The organism is Neobacillus niacini (assembly GCF_023715785.1).
GTDB lineage: Bacteria > Bacillota > Bacilli > Bacillales > Cytobacillaceae > Neobacillus > Neobacillus niacini_E.
Genome location: NZ_JAMBOX010000022.1, coordinates 43216 through 60849 on the forward strand (window position 1 = coordinate 43216; position 17634 = coordinate 60849).

At 34.8% G+C, this 17634-nt stretch carries 23 protein-coding genes and 2 pseudogenes; 11 read left to right on the forward strand and 14 right to left on the reverse strand.

The features are described 5' to 3' along the window. Positions 1-213 precede the first annotated feature (213 nt). Positions 214-726 (reverse strand): annotated as a pseudogene (locus tag M3234_RS25815) (GNAT family N-acetyltransferase). A gap of 772 nt (positions 727-1498) precedes the next feature. Here M3234_RS25815 and M3234_RS25820 point away from each other — a divergent pair. After that, positions 1499-1663 (forward strand): annotated as a pseudogene (locus M3234_RS25820) (tyrosine-type recombinase/integrase); the annotation flags it as partial. Positions 1664-1756: 93 nt separating this feature from the next. On the opposite strand, the gene M3234_RS25825 reads toward M3234_RS25820, so the two are convergent. From M3234_RS25825 to M3234_RS25835, 3 genes are all read right to left on the reverse strand, one after another. Beyond that, positions 1757-2659: an NAD(P)/FAD-dependent oxidoreductase gene (locus M3234_RS25825; protein ID WP_262307466.1), complete on the reverse strand. Its 903-nt coding sequence runs from the start codon at positions 2657-2659 to the stop codon at positions 1757-1759. Positions 2660-2737: 78 nt separating this feature from the next. After that, the gene (locus tag M3234_RS25830; RefSeq protein ID WP_066303669.1) at positions 2738-3130 is read right to left on the reverse strand and encodes an Rrf2 family transcriptional regulator; all 393 of its coding nucleotides are present in this window, start codon (positions 3128-3130) and stop codon (positions 2738-2740) included. Positions 3131-3362: 232 nt separating this feature from the next. Further along, positions 3363-3650: a hypothetical protein gene (locus tag M3234_RS25835; RefSeq protein ID WP_262307426.1), complete on the reverse strand. Its 288-nt coding sequence runs from the start codon at positions 3648-3650 to the stop codon at positions 3363-3365. Positions 3651-4012: 362 nt separating this feature from the next. Here M3234_RS25835 and M3234_RS25840 point away from each other — a divergent pair, with 362 nt between their 5' ends. Further along, a complete protein-coding gene (locus tag M3234_RS25840) occupies positions 4013-4255 on the forward strand; it encodes a hypothetical protein (RefSeq protein ID WP_262307427.1) in 243 nt (80 codons plus the stop codon). A gap of 248 nt (positions 4256-4503) precedes the next feature. On the opposite strand, the gene M3234_RS25845 is transcribed toward M3234_RS25840, so the two are convergent. Beyond that, positions 4504-5250, reverse strand: coding sequence for an SAM-dependent methyltransferase (locus M3234_RS25845; RefSeq protein ID WP_262307428.1), 747 nt, complete (start codon positions 5248-5250; stop codon positions 4504-4506). A 161-nt stretch (positions 5251-5411) separates the two neighbouring features. Next, a complete protein-coding gene (locus tag M3234_RS25850; RefSeq protein WP_262307429.1) occupies positions 5412-5576 on the reverse strand; it encodes a serine kinase in 165 nt (54 codons plus the stop codon). 182 nt (positions 5577-5758) lie between these two features. Between M3234_RS25850 and M3234_RS25855 the strand changes: the two genes are divergently transcribed. Then, positions 5759-5905 (forward strand): DnaA N-terminal domain-containing protein, encoded by a 147-nt coding sequence (locus M3234_RS25855; RefSeq protein ID WP_262307430.1) that lies wholly within the window; start codon positions 5759-5761, stop codon positions 5903-5905. 578 nt (positions 5906-6483) lie between these two features. Here M3234_RS25855 and M3234_RS25860 read toward each other — a convergent pair. The 4 genes from M3234_RS25860 to M3234_RS25875 all read right to left on the reverse strand — a co-directional run bounded on the left by M3234_RS25860 (position 6484) and on the right by M3234_RS25875 (position 9852). Beyond that, entirely contained in the window at positions 6484-6918 is a 435-nt protein-coding gene (locus M3234_RS25860) for a hypothetical protein (RefSeq protein WP_262307431.1), read from the reverse strand. Positions 6919-7024: 106 nt separating this feature from the next. Beyond that, the gene (locus M3234_RS25865; RefSeq protein WP_262307432.1) at positions 7025-7219 is read right to left on the reverse strand and encodes a hypothetical protein; all 195 of its coding nucleotides are present in this window, start codon (positions 7217-7219) and stop codon (positions 7025-7027) included. Between the two features lie 205 nt (positions 7220-7424). Then, positions 7425-7901 (reverse strand): aminotransferase class V-fold PLP-dependent enzyme, encoded by a 477-nt coding sequence (locus M3234_RS25870; protein WP_285858794.1) that lies wholly within the window; start codon positions 7899-7901, stop codon positions 7425-7427. A gap of 730 nt (positions 7902-8631) precedes the next feature. Beyond that, on the reverse strand, positions 8632-9852 hold the full coding sequence (locus M3234_RS25875) for an aminopeptidase (RefSeq protein WP_262307433.1): 1221 nt from the start codon (positions 9850-9852) through the stop codon (positions 8632-8634). Positions 9853-10024: 172 nt separating this feature from the next. On the opposite strand from M3234_RS25875, the gene M3234_RS29410 reads away from it, so the two are divergent. From M3234_RS29410 to M3234_RS25910, 8 genes are all read left to right on the forward strand, one after another. Continuing rightward, entirely contained in the window at positions 10025-10159 is a 135-nt protein-coding gene (locus M3234_RS29410; RefSeq protein ID WP_285858758.1) for a hypothetical protein, read from the forward strand. Between the two features lie 21 nt (positions 10160-10180). Further along, positions 10181-10624, forward strand: a complete 444-nt coding sequence (locus M3234_RS25880) for a restriction endonuclease (RefSeq protein ID WP_262307434.1) — start codon at positions 10181-10183, stop codon at positions 10622-10624. A gap of 323 nt (positions 10625-10947) precedes the next feature. Then, positions 10948-11451, forward strand: coding sequence for a CBO0543 family protein (locus M3234_RS25885; protein ID WP_262307435.1), 504 nt, complete (start codon positions 10948-10950; stop codon positions 11449-11451). A gap of 275 nt (positions 11452-11726) precedes the next feature. Continuing rightward, positions 11727-11972 (forward strand): spore gernimation protein GerQ, encoded by a 246-nt coding sequence (locus tag M3234_RS25890; protein ID WP_262307436.1) that lies wholly within the window; start codon positions 11727-11729, stop codon positions 11970-11972. A 16-nt stretch (positions 11973-11988) separates the two neighbouring features. Continuing rightward, entirely contained in the window at positions 11989-12357 is a 369-nt protein-coding gene (locus M3234_RS25895; RefSeq protein ID WP_262307437.1) for a spore coat protein, read from the forward strand. A gap of 18 nt (positions 12358-12375) precedes the next feature. Further along, on the forward strand, positions 12376-13512 hold the full coding sequence (locus M3234_RS25900; RefSeq protein ID WP_262307438.1) for a zinc-dependent alcohol dehydrogenase: 1137 nt from the start codon (positions 12376-12378) through the stop codon (positions 13510-13512). A gap of 17 nt (positions 13513-13529) precedes the next feature. Further along, positions 13530-13724, forward strand: a complete 195-nt coding sequence (locus M3234_RS25905; protein ID WP_262307439.1) for a hypothetical protein — start codon at positions 13530-13532, stop codon at positions 13722-13724. An 18-nt stretch (positions 13725-13742) separates the two neighbouring features. After that, complete coding sequence (locus tag M3234_RS25910; RefSeq protein WP_262307440.1) at positions 13743-14042, forward strand: spore coat protein; 300 nt, start codon at positions 13743-13745, stop codon at positions 14040-14042. A gap of 148 nt (positions 14043-14190) precedes the next feature. Here the strand turns inward: M3234_RS25910 and M3234_RS25915 are convergent, their stop codons facing one another. The 4 genes from M3234_RS25915 to M3234_RS25930 all read right to left on the reverse strand — a co-directional run bounded on the left by M3234_RS25915 (position 14191) and on the right by M3234_RS25930 (position 17600). Continuing rightward, on the reverse strand, positions 14191-15288 hold the full coding sequence (locus tag M3234_RS25915) for a major royal jelly family protein (RefSeq protein ID WP_262307441.1): 1098 nt from the start codon (positions 15286-15288) through the stop codon (positions 14191-14193). 420 nt (positions 15289-15708) lie between these two features. Then, positions 15709-16287 carry a copper resistance CopC family protein gene (locus tag M3234_RS25920; protein WP_262307442.1) on the reverse strand — a complete coding sequence of 193 codons (579 nt, stop codon included), beginning with the start codon at positions 16285-16287 and terminating at the stop codon, positions 15709-15711. 275 nt (positions 16288-16562) lie between these two features. Further along, positions 16563-17066: a nucleotidyltransferase family protein gene (locus tag M3234_RS25925; protein ID WP_262307443.1), complete on the reverse strand. Its 504-nt coding sequence runs from the start codon at positions 17064-17066 to the stop codon at positions 16563-16565. Positions 17067-17267: 201 nt separating this feature from the next. Further along, on the reverse strand, positions 17268-17600 hold the full coding sequence (locus M3234_RS25930) for a hypothetical protein (RefSeq protein ID WP_262307444.1): 333 nt from the start codon (positions 17598-17600) through the stop codon (positions 17268-17270). Positions 17601-17634 lie beyond the last annotated feature (34 nt).

Below are 17634 nucleotides of genomic sequence, written 5' to 3' on the forward strand. Positions count from 1 at the left end.
TTCCAAAATTAGACTAACGGAGGGTTATTTGGTATACACATTTTTAGTATAACATGAGATATTTTAAGTTTTTAATGAAAAATATTGACAAACTATTAGCTGGTTTAGCACAACAAGCAAAAAGATCGCCGCAGCGGTCTCTTTCTTGAACTCTTGCACCCCGTTTGTTTAAGTACCTATCTTCACAAAGTTTTTTAAAAACTAAAAAATCAGCTATTCTCCAATTAAGTTATAACGCCAATTATTGCACCGTATAAATCTTCCTGGAGGATATTCAAATTCGCATTCAGAAATAAACTGAAAGTCAAGTTTCCGACAAATTGCATTAGAAGCAGGATTATCAATCGATGGGAATGCGTGGATGTATTTATATTTGTCTTCACTAGATGCTTCTTCAATTGCTAACTTTACCGCTTTTGTAGCTATTCCTTTCCCTTAAAAAGAGGGTAAAACGCTCCATCCAGTTTCATATACACTCTCATTATTCCAAGTAGTTTGCCAATACCCCACAGAACCTACTGGTTCTAATTCTGGTAACAATTTAATGCTAAACATACGTCCTCTATTTCCCAGCTCAAGATATCGTTCATGTCGATTCAAAATCTGCTCTTTACTCTCTGAACCTCCAAGATGCTGCATCATTTCTGGAGCGTTTATAAGAAAAAGTAAATCAAGGTCATTATCCTCCCAAGGCTTTATCTGAATGATATTGTTACTTGCCTCCAAGTTTTCCTCATCCCCTCACCACTTATTATTTACTCTTTCTTGACGAAAGCTAAAAATCCTCTTTTTAATCATATTGTTGTTTAACTAACCTGCCCCTTTACTTCAATAAGAAAGCCGCCGAAAATGGCAGCCATATCTTCCGCAAACGCCCCCGTTAGCCACCCATGAATCGAAAATCATTGCTTCACCACAGTGAATGAAAGTGGGATTTTTGTGGTCATACTGATATTGCGACATGAGGCTTAATTTTAGGCTCAGCTTTTTTTAAAAATTATAATTGCTGGGTCTACTTTAGTATTGTCTCTTTTAGATTTTAACTGTTTTGTACTTTCATGGTAGTTAAAGAAGGTCTATTAATTTCCATCTTTTTTATATGCTTATTTCAATCTATTATAAAACTAAAATAATGACCTAATAGATAGGAAAATACATATTACAGAAACAGCATAGAAGAGGAAAGCCGTTTTTAAATTCCTCCTAAATTTAATAGCGTAAGCACAAAAGAAGATAGCCGCAGCTAATTTGGAACAACTTCGTAAATAAGGATGATTTGAAAAAAATGAATTGCTTAAAATAATTGAAGCAAGGAAAGTTATAGAAATTAGTATTTTGAACCACAAAGGTTCATTCAGGAACATTTTAATCATAAATTTTATCCGTTGCATGAGGGTACAACTCCCTTCAATCTTACGATAAAAGAACCTAAACAAGGGAAACGGATTCCAAAATTTCTAACTGAGAGAGAAATTGAACATTTGAGGGAAGCCTGTTTTATCCACACCAACTACGCCACAGCTATGCCACACACCTATTAAACAACGGAGCTCCAATTGATGTTATTCAAAGTTTGCTTGGGCACGAAAAGAGCGAGACCACTAGGATTTATGCTCAGTTAAGCGGAAGTCTTAGAAGAGAATTTTATAGAAAATATTTTTAGAGATGGTTAGTAAAAGGCAACGGATATTCCGCTGCCTTTTCACTATTGCCCCCTATAGTTTAAGTACATTGTTTCACAAAGTTTTTAAATAGTTTAATTAAAATCATCTTGAGATAAGTCTGTATTGACTCCCATTGCGGCTCTAGAACCTTCCGCTGCTGCTATAATCACTTGTGAAGGAGCAATAACTGACGTATCTCCAGCGGCATATAGCCCTTCAATATTAGTTCTGCCAAATTGATCAGTTATAATTCCACCGAGCTCGTGTGTTTTACATCCTAAAGATTGACCGAAAGTGGTGGCTTGAATCCATTCAGGTGTCACAAATCCTCCATTCCTCTTTACCTCTTCACCATCCTCAAAAATTACAGCTTCTAAACTCCCATTTCCGCCAATAAGAGATTTAATTTTTTGCTCATATACTTTAATTCCTTTTCTTTGTAACATATTCTTTTGCTCTACGGTTAATATCTTCTTTCCATTGGTACAAACAATTAAGTCTTTGCTCCAATTGTAAACTGTTTTAGCCATATGGAAAGCAAAGTGGCTTTCTGAAATAATCATTAGCGGAAGGTCTTTCAACTCCCAGCCATCACAATAAGGACAGCTGAAAAGACTTTTTCCATAGAAATCCATAATGTTTTCTATTGCCGGATGAATTTCCTTAAGTCCTGTAGCAAAAATCACCTTCTTCCCTTTAATACATTCTCCTTTTTCGGTCACGACTTCGAAATGCATTCCCGTTTTTTTTACATCAATAATTTTTTCATTTCTTATCATGATAGAAGGATACTTGGCTATGTCCTGATGAGCAATTTCTCTAAATTCTCTTGGTTTAATTCCGTCTCTTGTAATAAATCCATGCGACTCTTGGGTAACTGCGTTTCTTGGAGAGTTATTGTCGAATAAAATCACATTTCTTCTTGCCCTGCCTAATACTAGTGCAGCGTTTAAACCCGCTGGACCTCCACCTACAATTACACAATCTAACATAATAATATACACTCCTTTTAATTAAATATATTAAAGATCTTTATTATCTATAATAGGAGGATAAAAAAAGAAATCATTTAATTATTCAGATGTCTTAGCTAAATCAGCCAGGGTTTGCCTCCTTAATTCTTCTTCCATTTTTTCTTCGGACTTCAACATTACTTTTTGGATCTGACATTGAGGTCCATGGTCTAATCCGCACTCAAACAATGATGACTTTCCCTCAATAGCAAAAATAATATCAAGAAAAGAAATGGATTCCCAGCCTCTTGTCAATGAATATCCACCATTTGCTCCTGACACAGAAGATACCATTCCTTCTTTTACAAGCTTGGTTAGGATTTTAGATAAGTAAGTTGGTGAAACATTCAGCTTTTCTGCTAGTGTCTGTACCCCTATTGGTTTGCTTGATTTTGACAAGGCTAAATTTAACATTGTATGAAGAGCATAATTAGTTGCTTTTGAGTACTTCAATGTATTCAACCCTTCCTATCTATTAAAGACTATAAGACTCTCTAATATCTATTATAATTGTGTAAAAACGATTGTCAAGATACATGCTTTATTCAACTAAACTGTACCGTTACTTCAATAAGGTTCAGCCAAAAGAAGCGTTAATCCTCCTGGGATCAACGCCCCGCGTTAGTTATACATAAAAACTTACACATTAATTGCATATTATATAAATGATGTAAAAAATAAGTCATTATTTCTTACCTTTTCGTTCTAAAAGTATAGGTGCTATATTTAGTAAGATAGAAACAATTGTCAAAAACCATAATGCTCTTTCCATACCAGGTACTACATCCTCTAAAGCTGCCCAATCTTTCACTTCTACCCACACCGATACAAGACTGTATTCTGCACAAAGTGTTAATGCTGTAAATGATAGTCCTACCGCCATAGCAAGCTTATAATCCTTTCCTACTTTATACATATAAAGATTTATAAAAGTTGCTACTATTGCAAAAACCCCAAATATCATAAATAACATTACTAACCTCCATATATTTTTATTTTTGTCGTGTCATAATACTAATGTGCATCATCTCAATTTTTTGCATTACTTTTTTATTAGATATTAATACGTCTAATCATATTTTACAGTAAATGCTCTTCCTTTTGTGATTTCTTATTGAACAAACCTGCCCGTTAGTCGAATAAGAAAAAAGGATAGCCGTAGCAATCCACTCTTGTACTCTTGCACCCGTTCGCTTAAGTACTTTCTTCCCAATACGTTCGTAGTGCAACTCCTTATTTCACCATATTGGTCAATTTCTTGTTTGCTTTTGGCGTTATTATTATTTTTAGAATTCAGCCAAGCTCTTGAACATATATTAATAAGAGGTGAATGAAATGGATAAACATCTACAGCAAACATTTGATTTCCGTTATTTGAAAATTGGTCAAATGGTCAATGGTGGAGTTTTGCAAATTGGCTGTGGAGCTGTTAAAAGTCCCCGCGTCGCTCCTGTTGGCTATACTACAGTAGGAACTTCATTAGTTGGTATTGCGGCTCCTTTAGAATTTGCTGTACCATTACAAGCAGCAGTAGGCAGAAATAATAAGATTTTACCTTTACCATCTTTAAGTAAGTAATCTACTAATGTATGACTTCCAGTATGAAGTCATTTTTAATTGTTAAGCTTTCTTTAAAGGGAACAAAATGAGTCAAATACGCATTATTCGTTTTTCTACTTCAACTAAACTGACACGTTAGCTCAACAAGAAAAAGATCCAACTGGTTTGCAGCTGGATCTTAAACTCTTGCCCTCCGTTAGCTTAAGTGAAATCCCTCACATTCTCCATAAGTTTTAATTACTAAAAATAACTTAAAGAGTTCAAGTTTAGACATTCCTAAAAAGATATAAACCAAATCCAAGGGTTTCTCTTCCATATTTTAAGTACATTTTTCTCCAACTTCTGATTCGTTCTAACATTTCAGGACAATCAGGATCTTTGGAGTTGTCATAACAATAATCCTCGATAGATTTGGAATATAACCATTCATATGAATCCCAATCATCTTCAGTGGAAACTGATGCCCATAAAGGTAATAGACCGTATTCCTGAGCTTTAAATATGTTCTCTGAGTGAGATAAAATATCGTGTTCATCTCCACCAAAAAACTCCATATATTCTTCATCGGGTTTTTTTCTCCAATAAAGCTCTCCTAAAATAATATATCCCCCTTTTTCAACTATATTTGTTAAAGCCTTTATAGTTTTAAAATAATCTCCTAAAGCGTGGGAAGAACCTATACAAATTCCCACATTAAACTGCTCCTTAAGTGACTTTATAGCTAAATTTGCATCTTGTGTAATGATTTCGATGTTATTTAAAGAACCCCTATTTTTTGCATTTACTCTTAATTGTTCTGTAAAATCTTCATATTGTTCGATTGCGGTACATTTAGAACCGTACTTTTCAACTATCCGGAGAAGAATTTCACCTTTTCCAGCACCTATGTCAATTACCTTATCATTAGCTGTTAATGAAAGTAATTCAACAACTTTATCAAGTTTAGCTGGATTAACTGGATTATAAAACGAATGATTTTTATGTGCTATTGCTGAAAACTTGTTTCTATCCAAATCAGAACCCCCAAAGATTATTACCTACCATTATATATTAAAAACTATATAGCAAAAACGTAAAAACTTCGTGTTCAACTAAACTGAACCGTTTGTTCAATAAGAAAAGAGCTGCCTCCGCAATTCCTTATTGAGCTCTCGTACCCATTAGTTTAAAAATACTATTGATTTGCTTTCTTGCTACTTACAACAAAAATAGCTCCTAAATTAAATCCAATTCCTATTAGATGCATAATATAGTTACCTGTCTTGCCAAAGTTATCTACAGTTAATCCTATTAAAAAACTCCCAAACAAAATAAGTAAAATAGCAAAAAATAACCTCAATTTTTTTCAATCCTCCCAACCGATTACAAAATCAATTCGGCATTCTTCTTGAATAAACCTGCCATTACTTCAATAAGAAAAATGTGTCTCCACCTTTTGTAGAAACCCACTCGTTAGTTTTATCCTGTTTCTTTTTTACTTAAAATGATATAAATAAGAGAGAAATTAAAGGAGGGAAAAGAATGGATTTATGGACAAGTGTTCTTCAAAAGATTGGCCAAAAATTATCCAAACCAAGTTTCGAAACCTGGTTTGCTGATACCAAACTGAAGTCACTGACGGCATCCTTACAATCAACACCAAAAATGACTTTGCGGCTGACTGGCTAGAACATCGCTATCTAACGTTAATCACTGAAACCGTAAAAGAAATAACTGGACAGGTCTACGAGATTGAATATATTTTTCCCGATCACGGACAGAAAAGGGTTCAACGTGATCAAGAAGGCACAAACCATCGCCATTTGGAAGAATTAGTAACTCACCTTGAGGGACAAATCAAAGAATTAAAGAATATGGTCAAGAAACAAGAAGACCGAATTAAAATTCTTGAGAATATGATTTTGGGTCAACAAAACCATTACACTGACCAAAAGTAGAATAAATTGCAACGAACAAATTATAGATGAGCATTTTATGACCATATAACGGCGTGTAACTAGGAACAGTTTTGACACGCTATTTTCTGTTTTATAAAGGTTTTTTGACTTGTAAAATCCAAAAATGTATTTTTTAACAAAAGCCCACATTACTTTAAGTGTACACTTTCACAATCTTTATGACTTTAATACAAGGCTCTTAAATGGTGAAAAAGAAGAATAAAAATCAGGAAAATCCTTTTTAAGGTTTCTCAACACTTGTTTAATTGACGTTTAACAGATGCTCTATATAAACAATCCCCATAAAAATTAGCCAGACCGATAATGGAATTGCCAAACTCTTGATAGCTTGAATAACTTATAATCTATATTATCCTTTTGCAGAACTCTATCAGTAATAAAAAACAATATGGAAGCACCTAAACTATAAAATAGCATTACAAGACCAAAAACAATGTGTAAAATGCCAGACATAATAATTTCAGATTTACCATTTTCTATTTTTATTGAAACAAATTGACCAATTTTATCACTAATAATAGAGGTTAAAACTCCGTAAATTAAAATAGCTGGAAAGCTGTACATCAAATAAACAGGCGTTGATAACACAACGGCAAATAAGTAATTGGGTACTGAAGTGATAGCTTCACCAAAAGGATTTGGTACTATTAGTCCCAACAAAATTGAAAATAAAGAATCAGAGACAGATGCCGAGATAATTTTTCTTGATATAATTTTGTCCACCTCCATAAATATTTCGATAAATTAAGGATCATTGCATTTTTCTTAAACATTACCGCTCGCAAGTAAAATATTGTTCTGAACAGTATCTGTACTATATGCGTTTTCCTTATCCTATTACTATACTGAATGAAATATTAAGTTTATCCCAAACCCAAGACTGAAAAATTCTATCTATTTCTATTTTTAGTGCTTCATCATCCAAATCCTCATCAATACCTAATTCTTTAAATGTAAATGTTTCTGTCGCCTCTGTACCTTCATATTTTGTACTATTAAATGAAAAAGTAACTATCTTATCCATTGGTTCATCCTCCTATTTAAATCTGTAAAATCGCCTTTATTTACAGTTTACCGTATTACTCCTTATTGCTAACCTGCCTTTTAGTTCAATAAAAAATGGCCACCGTAATGGTAGCCAGATTTTAAAGGAACGCACCAGTTAGTTTAACAAGTCTCTAGTTATTTTTTCTAAGAGCAAAAAATAAGGTTATTTTGTTTTCTGCTAATCACCTGTTTGCCAAATTTGATAACTCAGTGATTGCATATTCTAATTCATCCTTTGTGTTGTAAAAATGAGGTGCCATCCTTATTACATCTTTTCTCGCGGAAACAATAATATTTTTTTCTCTTAATATCCCCTCGACTTCTGGAGCATTACCTATATAAAAAGAGGTCAAACCTGAGCTACATTCAGTTGACAGTGGACCGGTAATTTGTAGTCCTTTCTGTATTCCAAATCCCCTGGTAAATTCAGCTAATTTTTTCAAATATGATTGAATATTATGTATTCCAACCTTAAGCAACAAATTTAAAGCCTCGTATGCAGCATAAATGCTAATAAAAGAAGGCGTACCCGTTTCGAAACGGCGAGCACCAGGTGCAAAAACAGAATTAAATATATCAAATTTTGTTACATTTTCTTGTCCAAACCATCCAGTAACCCTTGGTTCTAGCTTCTCAGCAAGTTCCTTCTTTATATACAGAAGAACAACTTGCTAAATGTACATAATTAGATAAAACAGGGAATAACGAACGATAAGAACTGTAAGGATTATCCATCTTTCATACCCCTTTTTTTCAAAAATTATATCGTATCTTCATAATTTTATGGTAATTCTAACGAGTATAACATAAAAATCCTATTTCCAATTTGTTTAAATTTGCTTATTGCAAACCGTTTGTTCAATAAGAAAAGGAGGTGCCGCAGCTACCTCCTTTGTTAAACTCAAGCCCCATTAGTTTAAGTACATTACTTCACAAACTTGTTTTTATTAAAATGACACCATCACTTAATTGATGATTCATACCTGTTCATTGAAAAACAAAATAGACTTTCCCGTTATGCTGGAAAAGCCCATTTAGACAAAAGCACCTAGAAATTACGCTTTAACAATCTTTGAAATACCTAGCTTGCTAACAAAAGCGGAACTAAACTTAACCACATGAAGGTATTAGCAAAACTATTTCATTCAATTGTTGTAGAACCTTCGCCAATTCTAAAATCCATTAAGTATACAGGAAAGGTATCCATCCCTTTTGGAATAATAATGTTCTGATATGAATTGACTGTACTATACAGTTCAATGGCAAAAATAAGTAATAACCACAAAGAGTTGATAAAATCCAGCCTTTTCTTGTCATCTTATTCCTCCTTTTTTTCTTAAGGAGGAATATTCTTCATTTAACAAAAGATTCCTTCTTCTACAAAGTCAATTAGAAAGCCCAATTCCCTTTACGGAAGATTGGCTCACGTGTACCATCAGGTAATTCACCATCAATATCCATATCCGCACAACCAATCATGAAATCAACATGAGTTATACTCGAATTAAGTTCTACTTCCTCACGTTGCTCCTTCGTCATTTTCTCTCCAGCTTCAATACAATTAGGGAAACCGAATCCTAATGCTAAATGGTTTGCAGCATTTTCATCAAATAATGTATTTAGGAAAAGTACGTTTGTGTTAGAAATAGGTGAGTCATGTGGAACCAGGGCTATTTCACCAAGATAATGGGAGCCTTCATCTGTTTCTACTAGGTTCTTTAATACTTCTTCTCCCTTCTTAGCTGTAATTTCAACAATTCGACCATTCTCAAAAGTTAATTTGAACTCATCAATTAAATTACCTGCATAGCTAAGTGGTTTTTTACTCGAAACGAAACCATTAACACCTGAACGTAATGGCGAAGTGAAAACTTCCTCAGTTGGCATATTCGCAACAAATTGAACACCATGTCGATTTTTGGTTCCACCACTTCTCCATAGATGTAGGGGATGAAGCTCAATCGTTAGATCTGTGCCTTCAGCTATGTAATGTAACTTCTTATATTTCTTTTCATTCAAATAAGTAACCTTTTGGAGCAAGTTTCCAATATGATCTTTCCATGCCTTTACAGGTTCAACTTCCCCTATACGTACTGAACTGAAGATTGCATCCCAAAGTTTGTCCAAGCTATTCGTTTCGCCTGTAAAAACCTTATCTGCCCAGGCTTGACTTGGAGCTGCGCAGATGACCCAACTAACATCATCATGCTGCTCTCGCCATTTTACCATGGCTTCTCCGCTTACTTTTTGGTAATTCGCAATACGATTTGGATCAGCTTTGGACAATAAATCCGGATCGTCGGAAACGATAAATAAAAATGCCGTATCCTTATCAATCAACATCTCGCGTTGAGTTCGCTCCCATTCAGGAAACTCTGTGAAAACATCATCTGATGCTCTCAAATAGCGTGAGAGTGTGATTTCAGGATCAGTATAGTCCACATACACATTTTTTGCACCTGCATTGTAAGCCTCGTGAGCGACAGCTCTAGCAAATGGAATCGCATCCACACTAGCTCTTACATAAAGGATTTGGTTCGGTTGAACGTTTAATCCCACTTTTACAACCAATTCTGCATAGCTATTCAATTTTTCCTCAAACGTTTTCAAAAATATCCCTCCATTCATTGTTATTTTATCATGAGTTCTTTGGAAAATTGTATTTTTCACTCTTAAACTAACCTGCCCGTTCAAAAGCAAGAGGTGTATTTGTCTTAAGATACCAGATTGTTTGGAATACTTCTCTTCATTTTCGCCAATAAAGATAATGGAGGCGATAAAAGTGATAGTATTTGAAGTTATATTAGCTTTGATTTTAGCTGGTGCTTTCTTGCATTTTCAATTGACCAAACGCAAAAATAACTACCAAGCATCTTTGTTAGCTCAACATATTAATACTAGTGAAGAAATGAAATGAACACTCGCAATGGGGTTGTATATGCGGTTTAAAACAGAAAACGTTGACAATGCACCTACCTATTCATCAACTTACATTAAACAGGATCCATTAATGTTCGAACATTTTGTTGCAGATGTTTTTGAAAAAGCAAAAGGTGGCTCCACTTGGGTCTCTCCTTCTTCTGGAGACTTCGGAGTGGACTTTGAACACCGAACTGAAGAAGGGTTATATTTGGGACAAGTTAAGTGTTATCAAAATGATGTTGCATTTGACCCAATTGCCCTTATTCACTCAAATATGGTAAAAATGAGAGCTAAGGGCGGTTATGTAATTACGACTAGCTCGTTTACAACTGCTGCAAGGCAATATGCTGAAGGATTAGACATTGAATTAATTGATGGAGTAAAACTTGTTGAACTATGGTTAAGTGGAATGGTAAATGTTGAACAGGAAATTAAAAGATTACTACCTGAATATATTTAATAATCGTTATCTGGTACCCTTACAGAGCAATTCTAAGAATTAGCTCTGTTTTTTTGTATTGATTTGGGGAAACTTTGACTTTGGTAATTTCTTATAAAAAATAAAAACTCCCAAAGTATTAGCTAGTTTACTTTTTTTGGAAATACCTGATCGTCATATTAAACTATAGCCCCCCGTTTGTTTAAGTGAAAATGTTCACAATTAGGAAACAATTTTATATCAAAATAGAGCCTTGTTTATTCATTGTTTACTTATCTAATTTTCGAATGTCCTAAGTATCACCACCTGCATCAGAGATAACCTATCTTATGGAGGTGCTAAACATGGGTCGAAAATTTGAAAAAAACCTTATTAAATTGCTTTATTTCTTTGGTATTAGTTCCTTTATTTACTTAATTAAAAAGCCACTTGCAAAGGACTGGCTCCTTGTTTTCTTTATAAAAAGTTATTATGCATCATTGGTCGATAACCTGGTTGTAAATAAAGGTTATGTTAAATATCCCATCCGATTTCCAAAACAAGTTAAAACAAGTGTGGTGTTTGACTACATCCTTTTCCCAATTTCTTGTGTCTTTTATAATCAACTGACAAAGGATTCTCGCATCCTTCAGTGCCTTTTAAAAGTTCTGTATTTCAGTGTACCGATGACTATTACTGAGCTATGGCTAGAAAAAAATACACAGCTTGTTAAATATAAAAAGGGGTGGAATTGGAAAACCACTTTTTATTCGCTTTCTTTTTCCTTTTTATTGGTCAGATTTTCAATGTATGTTATAAGACGTCTCTTCAATAATAAATACGATTTTTCTGAAGATGGAGGTTCATAATCAACAAAAGAGTAAAAAGGATAAGGCATTTATTCTTCCTTTCGTATTATAAGTTCAACCAGATATTTCTGGTTGAACATTTTTTTAGCTACAAGAAAAACAAAACCGCCGCAGCAATCATCCTCAGCCATCACAATAGATGAATTTCCCCCACTTTATGAATATTCCAACCATTTAAAGAATTTACCAATTATAAAAAAACTTAAAGAATGTTTCTCCTCCTATTTTGGAACAATACATTTGATTGTATTAACGAATAAGGAGGTTAGTTAGAAATGGATAATCAAAAATTAGCCGATCATGAATCATTGGATTTACATGAAGTTATTAATTTCAAAACCCTTTGCTTAGCGAAATCAAAACTAATGCAAGGACTGGTATTTGATCATGATTTGAGAACATTAATGCAAAAAGATGTTGAACAATCCATGCAAGCACTTGGAGAATTGCAGGCAATTTATCAACGTGCACCTTTTGAAGCGCCTGTTCCTCAAAACCGGCCAACACCAATAATCAATTGAAAGGAAGGCAAATTCATTGAACCATGACTATTTAGACCCTATAAACTCGCTACACGTACCAGAGTTAGCAGATACCACATTTGCGATGGATTTACTTCTTCGTGCCAAAGAAGGTGTGCGCAATATTGCAGTTGCATTAACGGAGTCCGCGTCACCTGATGTTAGAACCCTCTTACGAAACCAGTTAATGCAAGGGATTGCCATGCACCAAGAAATTACAGAATTAATGATTAGTAAAAAATGGTTCCATCCATACGAATTAAGTGAACAATATCAATTAGACCAACTCTCTGCCAACAATACTTTGATGATTGGCAAAATGAATCTATTTCCTGTTGAGACCAATAGAAAAGGTATGTTTGACCGGACACCTGATGAACACTAACACTGGAGGCTGTATCCAATGAAGGCGGTAACGTATCAAGGTATTAAAAATGTTGTAGTCAAAGAAGTTCCAGATCCAAAGATTGAAAAACCAGATGACATGATTATTAAAGTAACGAGTACAGCTATATGTGGTTCTGATTTACATTTAATTCATGGCATGATTCCTAACCTGCAAGAAAACTATGTTATTGGCCATGAACCAATGGGAATCGTCGAAGAAGTTGGTCCAGGTGTGACTAAACTAAAAAAGGGAGATCGAGTCATTATCCCCTTTAATATAGCATGTGGTGAATGCCATTACTGTAAAAACCATTTGGAAAGCCAATGTGATAATTCAAATGATAATGGTGATATGGGTGCCTATTTCGGATATTCTGGTACGACAGGTGGCTATCCAGGTGGGCAAGCTGAATATTTAAGAGTGCCATTTGCCAACTTTACTCATTTCAAAATTCCAGAGACTTGCGAAGAACCAGATGAAAAGTTAGCAGTTATTGCCGATGCGATGACTACTGGTTTTTGGAGTGTTGACAATGCAGGTGTAAAGGATGGAGATACAGTTATTGTTCTTGGCTGTGGTCCGGTTGGTCTTTTTGCTCAAAAATTCTGTTGGTTAAAAGGGGCAAAGCGAGTCATTGCCGTTGATTATGTCAATTATCGCCTGCAGCACGCCAAGCGCACCAACAAAGTAGAAATTGTTAACTTTGAGGACCATGAGAATGTAGGAAGTTACCTGAAGGAAATCACCAAAGGCGGCGCTGATGTTGTCATTGATGCAGTTGGTATGGACGGTAAAATGACTGATATGGAGTTCCTTGCAAGCGGAATGAAGCTTCAAGGCGGAGCATTAAGTGCGGTTATCATGGCTTCACAAGCAGTGCGTAAAGGCGGGACAATTCAAGTTACTGGTGTTTACGGCGGCAGATATAATGGTTTCCCTCTTGGAGATATTATGCAGCGAAATATCAATATCCGCTCCGGTCAAGCACCTGTGATTCATTATATGCCATATATGTTTGAATTAGTTTCGACCGGAAAAATTGATCCAGGAGATGTCGTAAGTCATGTGCTTCCACTTAGTGAAGCAAAGCGTGGCTATGAGATTTTTGACACAAAAATGGATGATTGTATAAAAGTCGTGTTGAAACCTTGAGGAAGGAGGTATAAAAAATGAACTATGCCTTACATGAAGTTCTTGAGGTCCATGAGATAGCTGCATTTAAGACCACTTGTTTAACTAAATCCAAAACGATGAAAGCGTTAGTTACAGATCAGCTATTAAAAGATATTATGCAGCAAGACATTGATGTATCTACGAGACAATTACAAGAATATGCTTCTATCCTTTCCAACGCTAAGCAGTAAATTAGGAGATGAATGAACATGAATCCAATCATTGAAACTTTAACGGGCATGGACGGACTATCGGATCAAGTCGTTGCAATGGATCTACTCATTTCAGCTAAAAGTGGAATTAGAAATTATGCCATGGCGGTTACGGAGGCAGGAACACCGGAAATTAAAGAAATGCTCACTCGCCATTTGGTGGAAGCCCTTGATATGCATGAACAAATATCCGAATATATGGTAGAAAAAGGATGGTACCATGCTTGGGATACAAACGAACAGATCAGTTTGGATTTAAATAATATCAATACAGCATTGAACTTACCGACATTATAAAAATTTCCAGGAACAGTTTAACACTCACCAAATAAACTGTTCCTATTAAACCATTTTGAGTTTATTTGGCAGAAGTAAATAAAGTTAATCCTTCTTGCTTACTCGTGTTTGTTTTGCACTATTTAATGAAAACAATTTATTGACTATTTTATGAAAAGGTCGGAGCAGGAAATTCATCAATTTTGATACGAAGTAAACTATAAGGTTTCTGTCGTAAGTCTTTTCCATAATGAAATCTAGGCTGTCGATGTAATTGGTTCACAATGACATACAAATATTGATCCGGACCAATTGAAAAAGTATCCGGCCACAAAATTCTCGGATCATGTGCGATAGTTTCCATTATGCCATTTGGCAATATCTTACGGATACTGTTGTTTTCATAATCTCCAGCATAAACAGTTCCTTTTGCATCGGTGATCATTCCATCAGACGCACCTTTTTCTCCCCAATACTCCACATGATAAGGTAAATCCATGTCCGGTATCAATCTGTCTCTTAGGGCTTCCGTTGAGATCGAGAACAAATGACGACTGGTTAGTGGAGCAAAAAATAATATCTTTCCATCGGGAGAAATCGCAAGACTATCAGACGCCAATCTAAATGGAGAAGTTGAACCGTCTTTGTTTCGATTCATTAAAATTTGACCTTCTACTTTCGGTAAAAAATAGGGATCGGGTGAAGTTGAATTTGCCCCATTTAACCGTCTAAACGCGTTTCCATTTGATAAATCTACGACGATAATAGCTCCTGGTCCTCTTGAAGAAGAATCCGTTATATAGGCATAACCTGCTTTTCCTACACGAAAATCAAAACGGACATCATTCAGATAAGTTGTAGGCAGGACAACATCTTCTGTAAAGGTATATACTTTTCTTATTGTATTGGTTTCTAAATCAACAGCGACTAATTTTGCCCCCCCTTTAATAGGTTCAGAAAAATTGGGTGCCGCTGTATCTAATATCCAAAGCGTTCCCCTTCCATCAGCAACTACACTTTGGACACTGATGAAAGTCATTGTGATATTCTCGGGGTTAACCAAATTGGTTTGTAAATTAGGATAAGGCTGCAATTTATCCTCAACAATTTCTCCCACCGTAAATTTAACATCGTCTCCCCATTTCGGAAAGCAAATGAAAATACGACCGGTTTCTGAAACAGTAACACCTGTAGGCATAGCCCCATAAAATGCATAAACTAGTTCTAAATTACCGAAATATTTTTCACTAGGTAACATAGGTTTCATAATATCCTCCTCAAGCATTCATACGGGATATCACCTATATATGATATATATTTTTTCTAGTGCATGTTTCTTAATAAGTTTTTCTATACGAAAAGATGACGTTAAGCTGTTATAAAAAATAATTGCTAAAATTTTCATTTTTAAACTTTATGAAGAAGTGTACTTAAGCTAAACTCCGTTAGCCCATTAATAAAAGAGGGCTGCCGCAGCAACCCGATTGTTCAACATAAGCCCCCTTTAGTGCATTTTTTCACAAACTACCTTAAAAGTGGAGAAATGATGTACTTCAAACTCTTCCTTTAACCACTTTACGCTGGTTTAAACGAGAAAAGGACCCTTTTATATTCGGATCCTTCATTCTGCAAATAATAAAGTTAGAGACAACATCAGCCCTAAATACATTGCAACAATAAAACTTATCTATTTCTTCCTCCTGAATAGCATAAACAAGCTAATACCCAACAATAATACAATCACAATAGGGATAATAATTTTTGTAAGATTGGAGTCGGATTGTTCGTTGTTTAATACTTCCTGATTTGCTTTATCCTTTTTAACTTCCTTTTCCTCAGTTGCTGCTGAGTCTGTATCTTTGGTTTTGTTGGACTCTTCAGTTGTAGGCTCTTTTTTAGTTGGTTCTTCAACAGCCTGTTCAACCTGTACAGAGAATGGAATATCACCAGTTATTATATGGCTATCTTCCCCAATTATTTTCCATTGGATGACATAAGAACCATTTTCCAGTGGAGCTTCTAATGTTCCAATCATCTGCGTACCTTGTGGATCAATACTTTTAAATGGAACATCCTGGCCATCCTTCACAAGTGTCATCGTACTAAGTGACTCAATTTTTCCACCAAAGTTCAGCACTATTTCATTCAATTTTTCCGTTACTACTTGTCCAGATTCAGGATTGGAGGATTCTAAATGTGTATGGGCACTTGCTATAGTTGGCAACACCACTATTATAATTGCTAAAATGATAAATAATCGTTTCATTCCCTATCCCTTCCTTTATAAATTTTTCAAATCTGAAAAATTAGCATACCATAATTATTGAAAAAATAAAATCAATCCCATTTTCACCGAGCGAGAGTACCGTGTTCTGTTGCTATGATCATCGATTTGTCACTATTTCCGTTGAATATTCGAACCTTATTCAACTATCCTGCCCCTTTACTTCAATAAGAAAGCCGCCGAAAATGGCAGCCAAATCTTACGCAAACGCACCCTATAGTTTAAGTACAATCGTTCACAAACTTGATTACATTACCCTAATTGTGTTTCGTTACCCATGGGATAATCTGGAGTTTCGACCATCTTTTCTTCCACTTGTTGGCTTTATTTTCGAAAATCTCCTTAGTAACTAGCAATTTATTTGGCCTTACTACCATCGAAAATAAATCATCTAAATTGTAAGGTGCATAAATCTTAAATAAACCATCTTTCTCTACTCTTATACCCACGGCGGTTGCAGTGGTTGGCCAGCTATCGATTGCTGCTTCAAGAGAGGAGTAAGGTTTTATCGGAAATCCAAATTTGCTTTCATACCAAAGGTGTACCCTTGCTTGATTTTTAACATCAAAATCAAAGTGATAATCCAAAAGTTTACTTTTCAATTTTTGTTTAAGCTCCTTTTCACTATCTGAACTCAAATCATACTCGTCGAAATAAACTATATCGATATCAGAAATGCCATAGTCAAGCGGATAACCAAAGATATCATTCCAAATAGTATTTGTTATACAGCCTGCACCAACATAGTATTCAAATGTCAATAAGAAAAGGATGTGCCGCAGCTACCTCCTTTGTTAAACCCAAGCACCTGTTTAGTTTAAGTTCAATGTTTCACAAAATCTAAAATTTTTGTTGTTCAACCAAAATGCCCCATTACTTCAATAAGAAAAAGCATTACCGTTGTTCCAGCAATGCATCCGTTATTTGAATAAGAATAGTGGAATTTATCCCTTTAGAAAGCCTTATTTTATAGGTTCTTCTTTATCATAATCCCTTTCACCAGTATCCTCATTTATTGCGTGAGCAAACTCAATTCCATCTGCTGTTCTCATATAAGAATAGGTGTAATTTCTTTCTTCGTCGAAAATGATTTCTATGCTTTTTACTCGAAGGCCTTTCATAACTTTTCTTTTAACATATTTAGGTGTAGAGTATTCTTCAGGCGTAAATCCTTTATTATTTAAATATTCTACAACTTCATTTTTAAAATCTTCTACTTTTTTATATTCTGAATACCAAAAAATACTGATAAATACCAATAAAAAAACAAAGATAATTAAAATATATTTTTTCATAAGTACATAGTACACCTCTTTATTTAAATTTTTC

Bases quoted from the DNA above. Each gene is read 5' to 3' on its own strand.
- M3234_RS25885 (WP_262307435.1), top strand. From the start codon at position 10,948: ATGGGTCGAAAATTTGAAAAAAACCTTATTAAATTGCTTTATTTCTTT.
- M3234_RS25905 (WP_262307439.1), top strand. From the start codon at position 13,530: ATGAACTATGCCTTACATGAAGTTCTTGAGGTCCATGAGATAGCTGCA.
- M3234_RS25835 (WP_262307426.1), bottom strand. From the start codon at position 3,650: ATGTTATTTATGATATTTGGGGTTTTTGCAATAGTAGCAACTTTTATA.
- M3234_RS25910 (WP_262307440.1), top strand. From the start codon at position 13,743: ATGAATCCAATCATTGAAACTTTAACGGGCATGGACGGACTATCGGAT.
- M3234_RS25900 (WP_262307438.1), top strand. From the start codon at position 12,376: ATGAAGGCGGTAACGTATCAAGGTATTAAAAATGTTGTAGTCAAAGAA.
- M3234_RS25920 (WP_262307442.1), bottom strand. From the start codon at position 16,287: ATGAAACGATTATTTATCATTTTAGCAATTATAATAGTGGTGTTGCCA.
- M3234_RS25915 (WP_262307441.1), bottom strand. From the start codon at position 15,288: ATGAAACCTATGTTACCTAGTGAAAAATATTTCGGTAATTTAGAACTA.
- M3234_RS25865 (WP_262307432.1), bottom strand. From the start codon at position 7,219: ATGGATAAGATAGTTACTTTTTCATTTAATAGTACAAAATATGAAGGT.
- M3234_RS25840 (WP_262307427.1), top strand. From the start codon at position 4,013: ATGGATAAACATCTACAGCAAACATTTGATTTCCGTTATTTGAAAATT.
- M3234_RS25880 (WP_262307434.1), top strand. From the start codon at position 10,181: ATGCGGTTTAAAACAGAAAACGTTGACAATGCACCTACCTATTCATCA.
- M3234_RS25890 (WP_262307436.1), top strand. From the start codon at position 11,727: ATGGATAATCAAAAATTAGCCGATCATGAATCATTGGATTTACATGAA.
- M3234_RS25930 (WP_262307444.1), bottom strand. From the start codon at position 17,600: ATGAAAAAATATATTTTAATTATCTTTGTTTTTTTATTGGTATTTATC.
- M3234_RS25855 (WP_262307430.1), top strand. From the start codon at position 5,759: ATGGATTTATGGACAAGTGTTCTTCAAAAGATTGGCCAAAAATTATCC.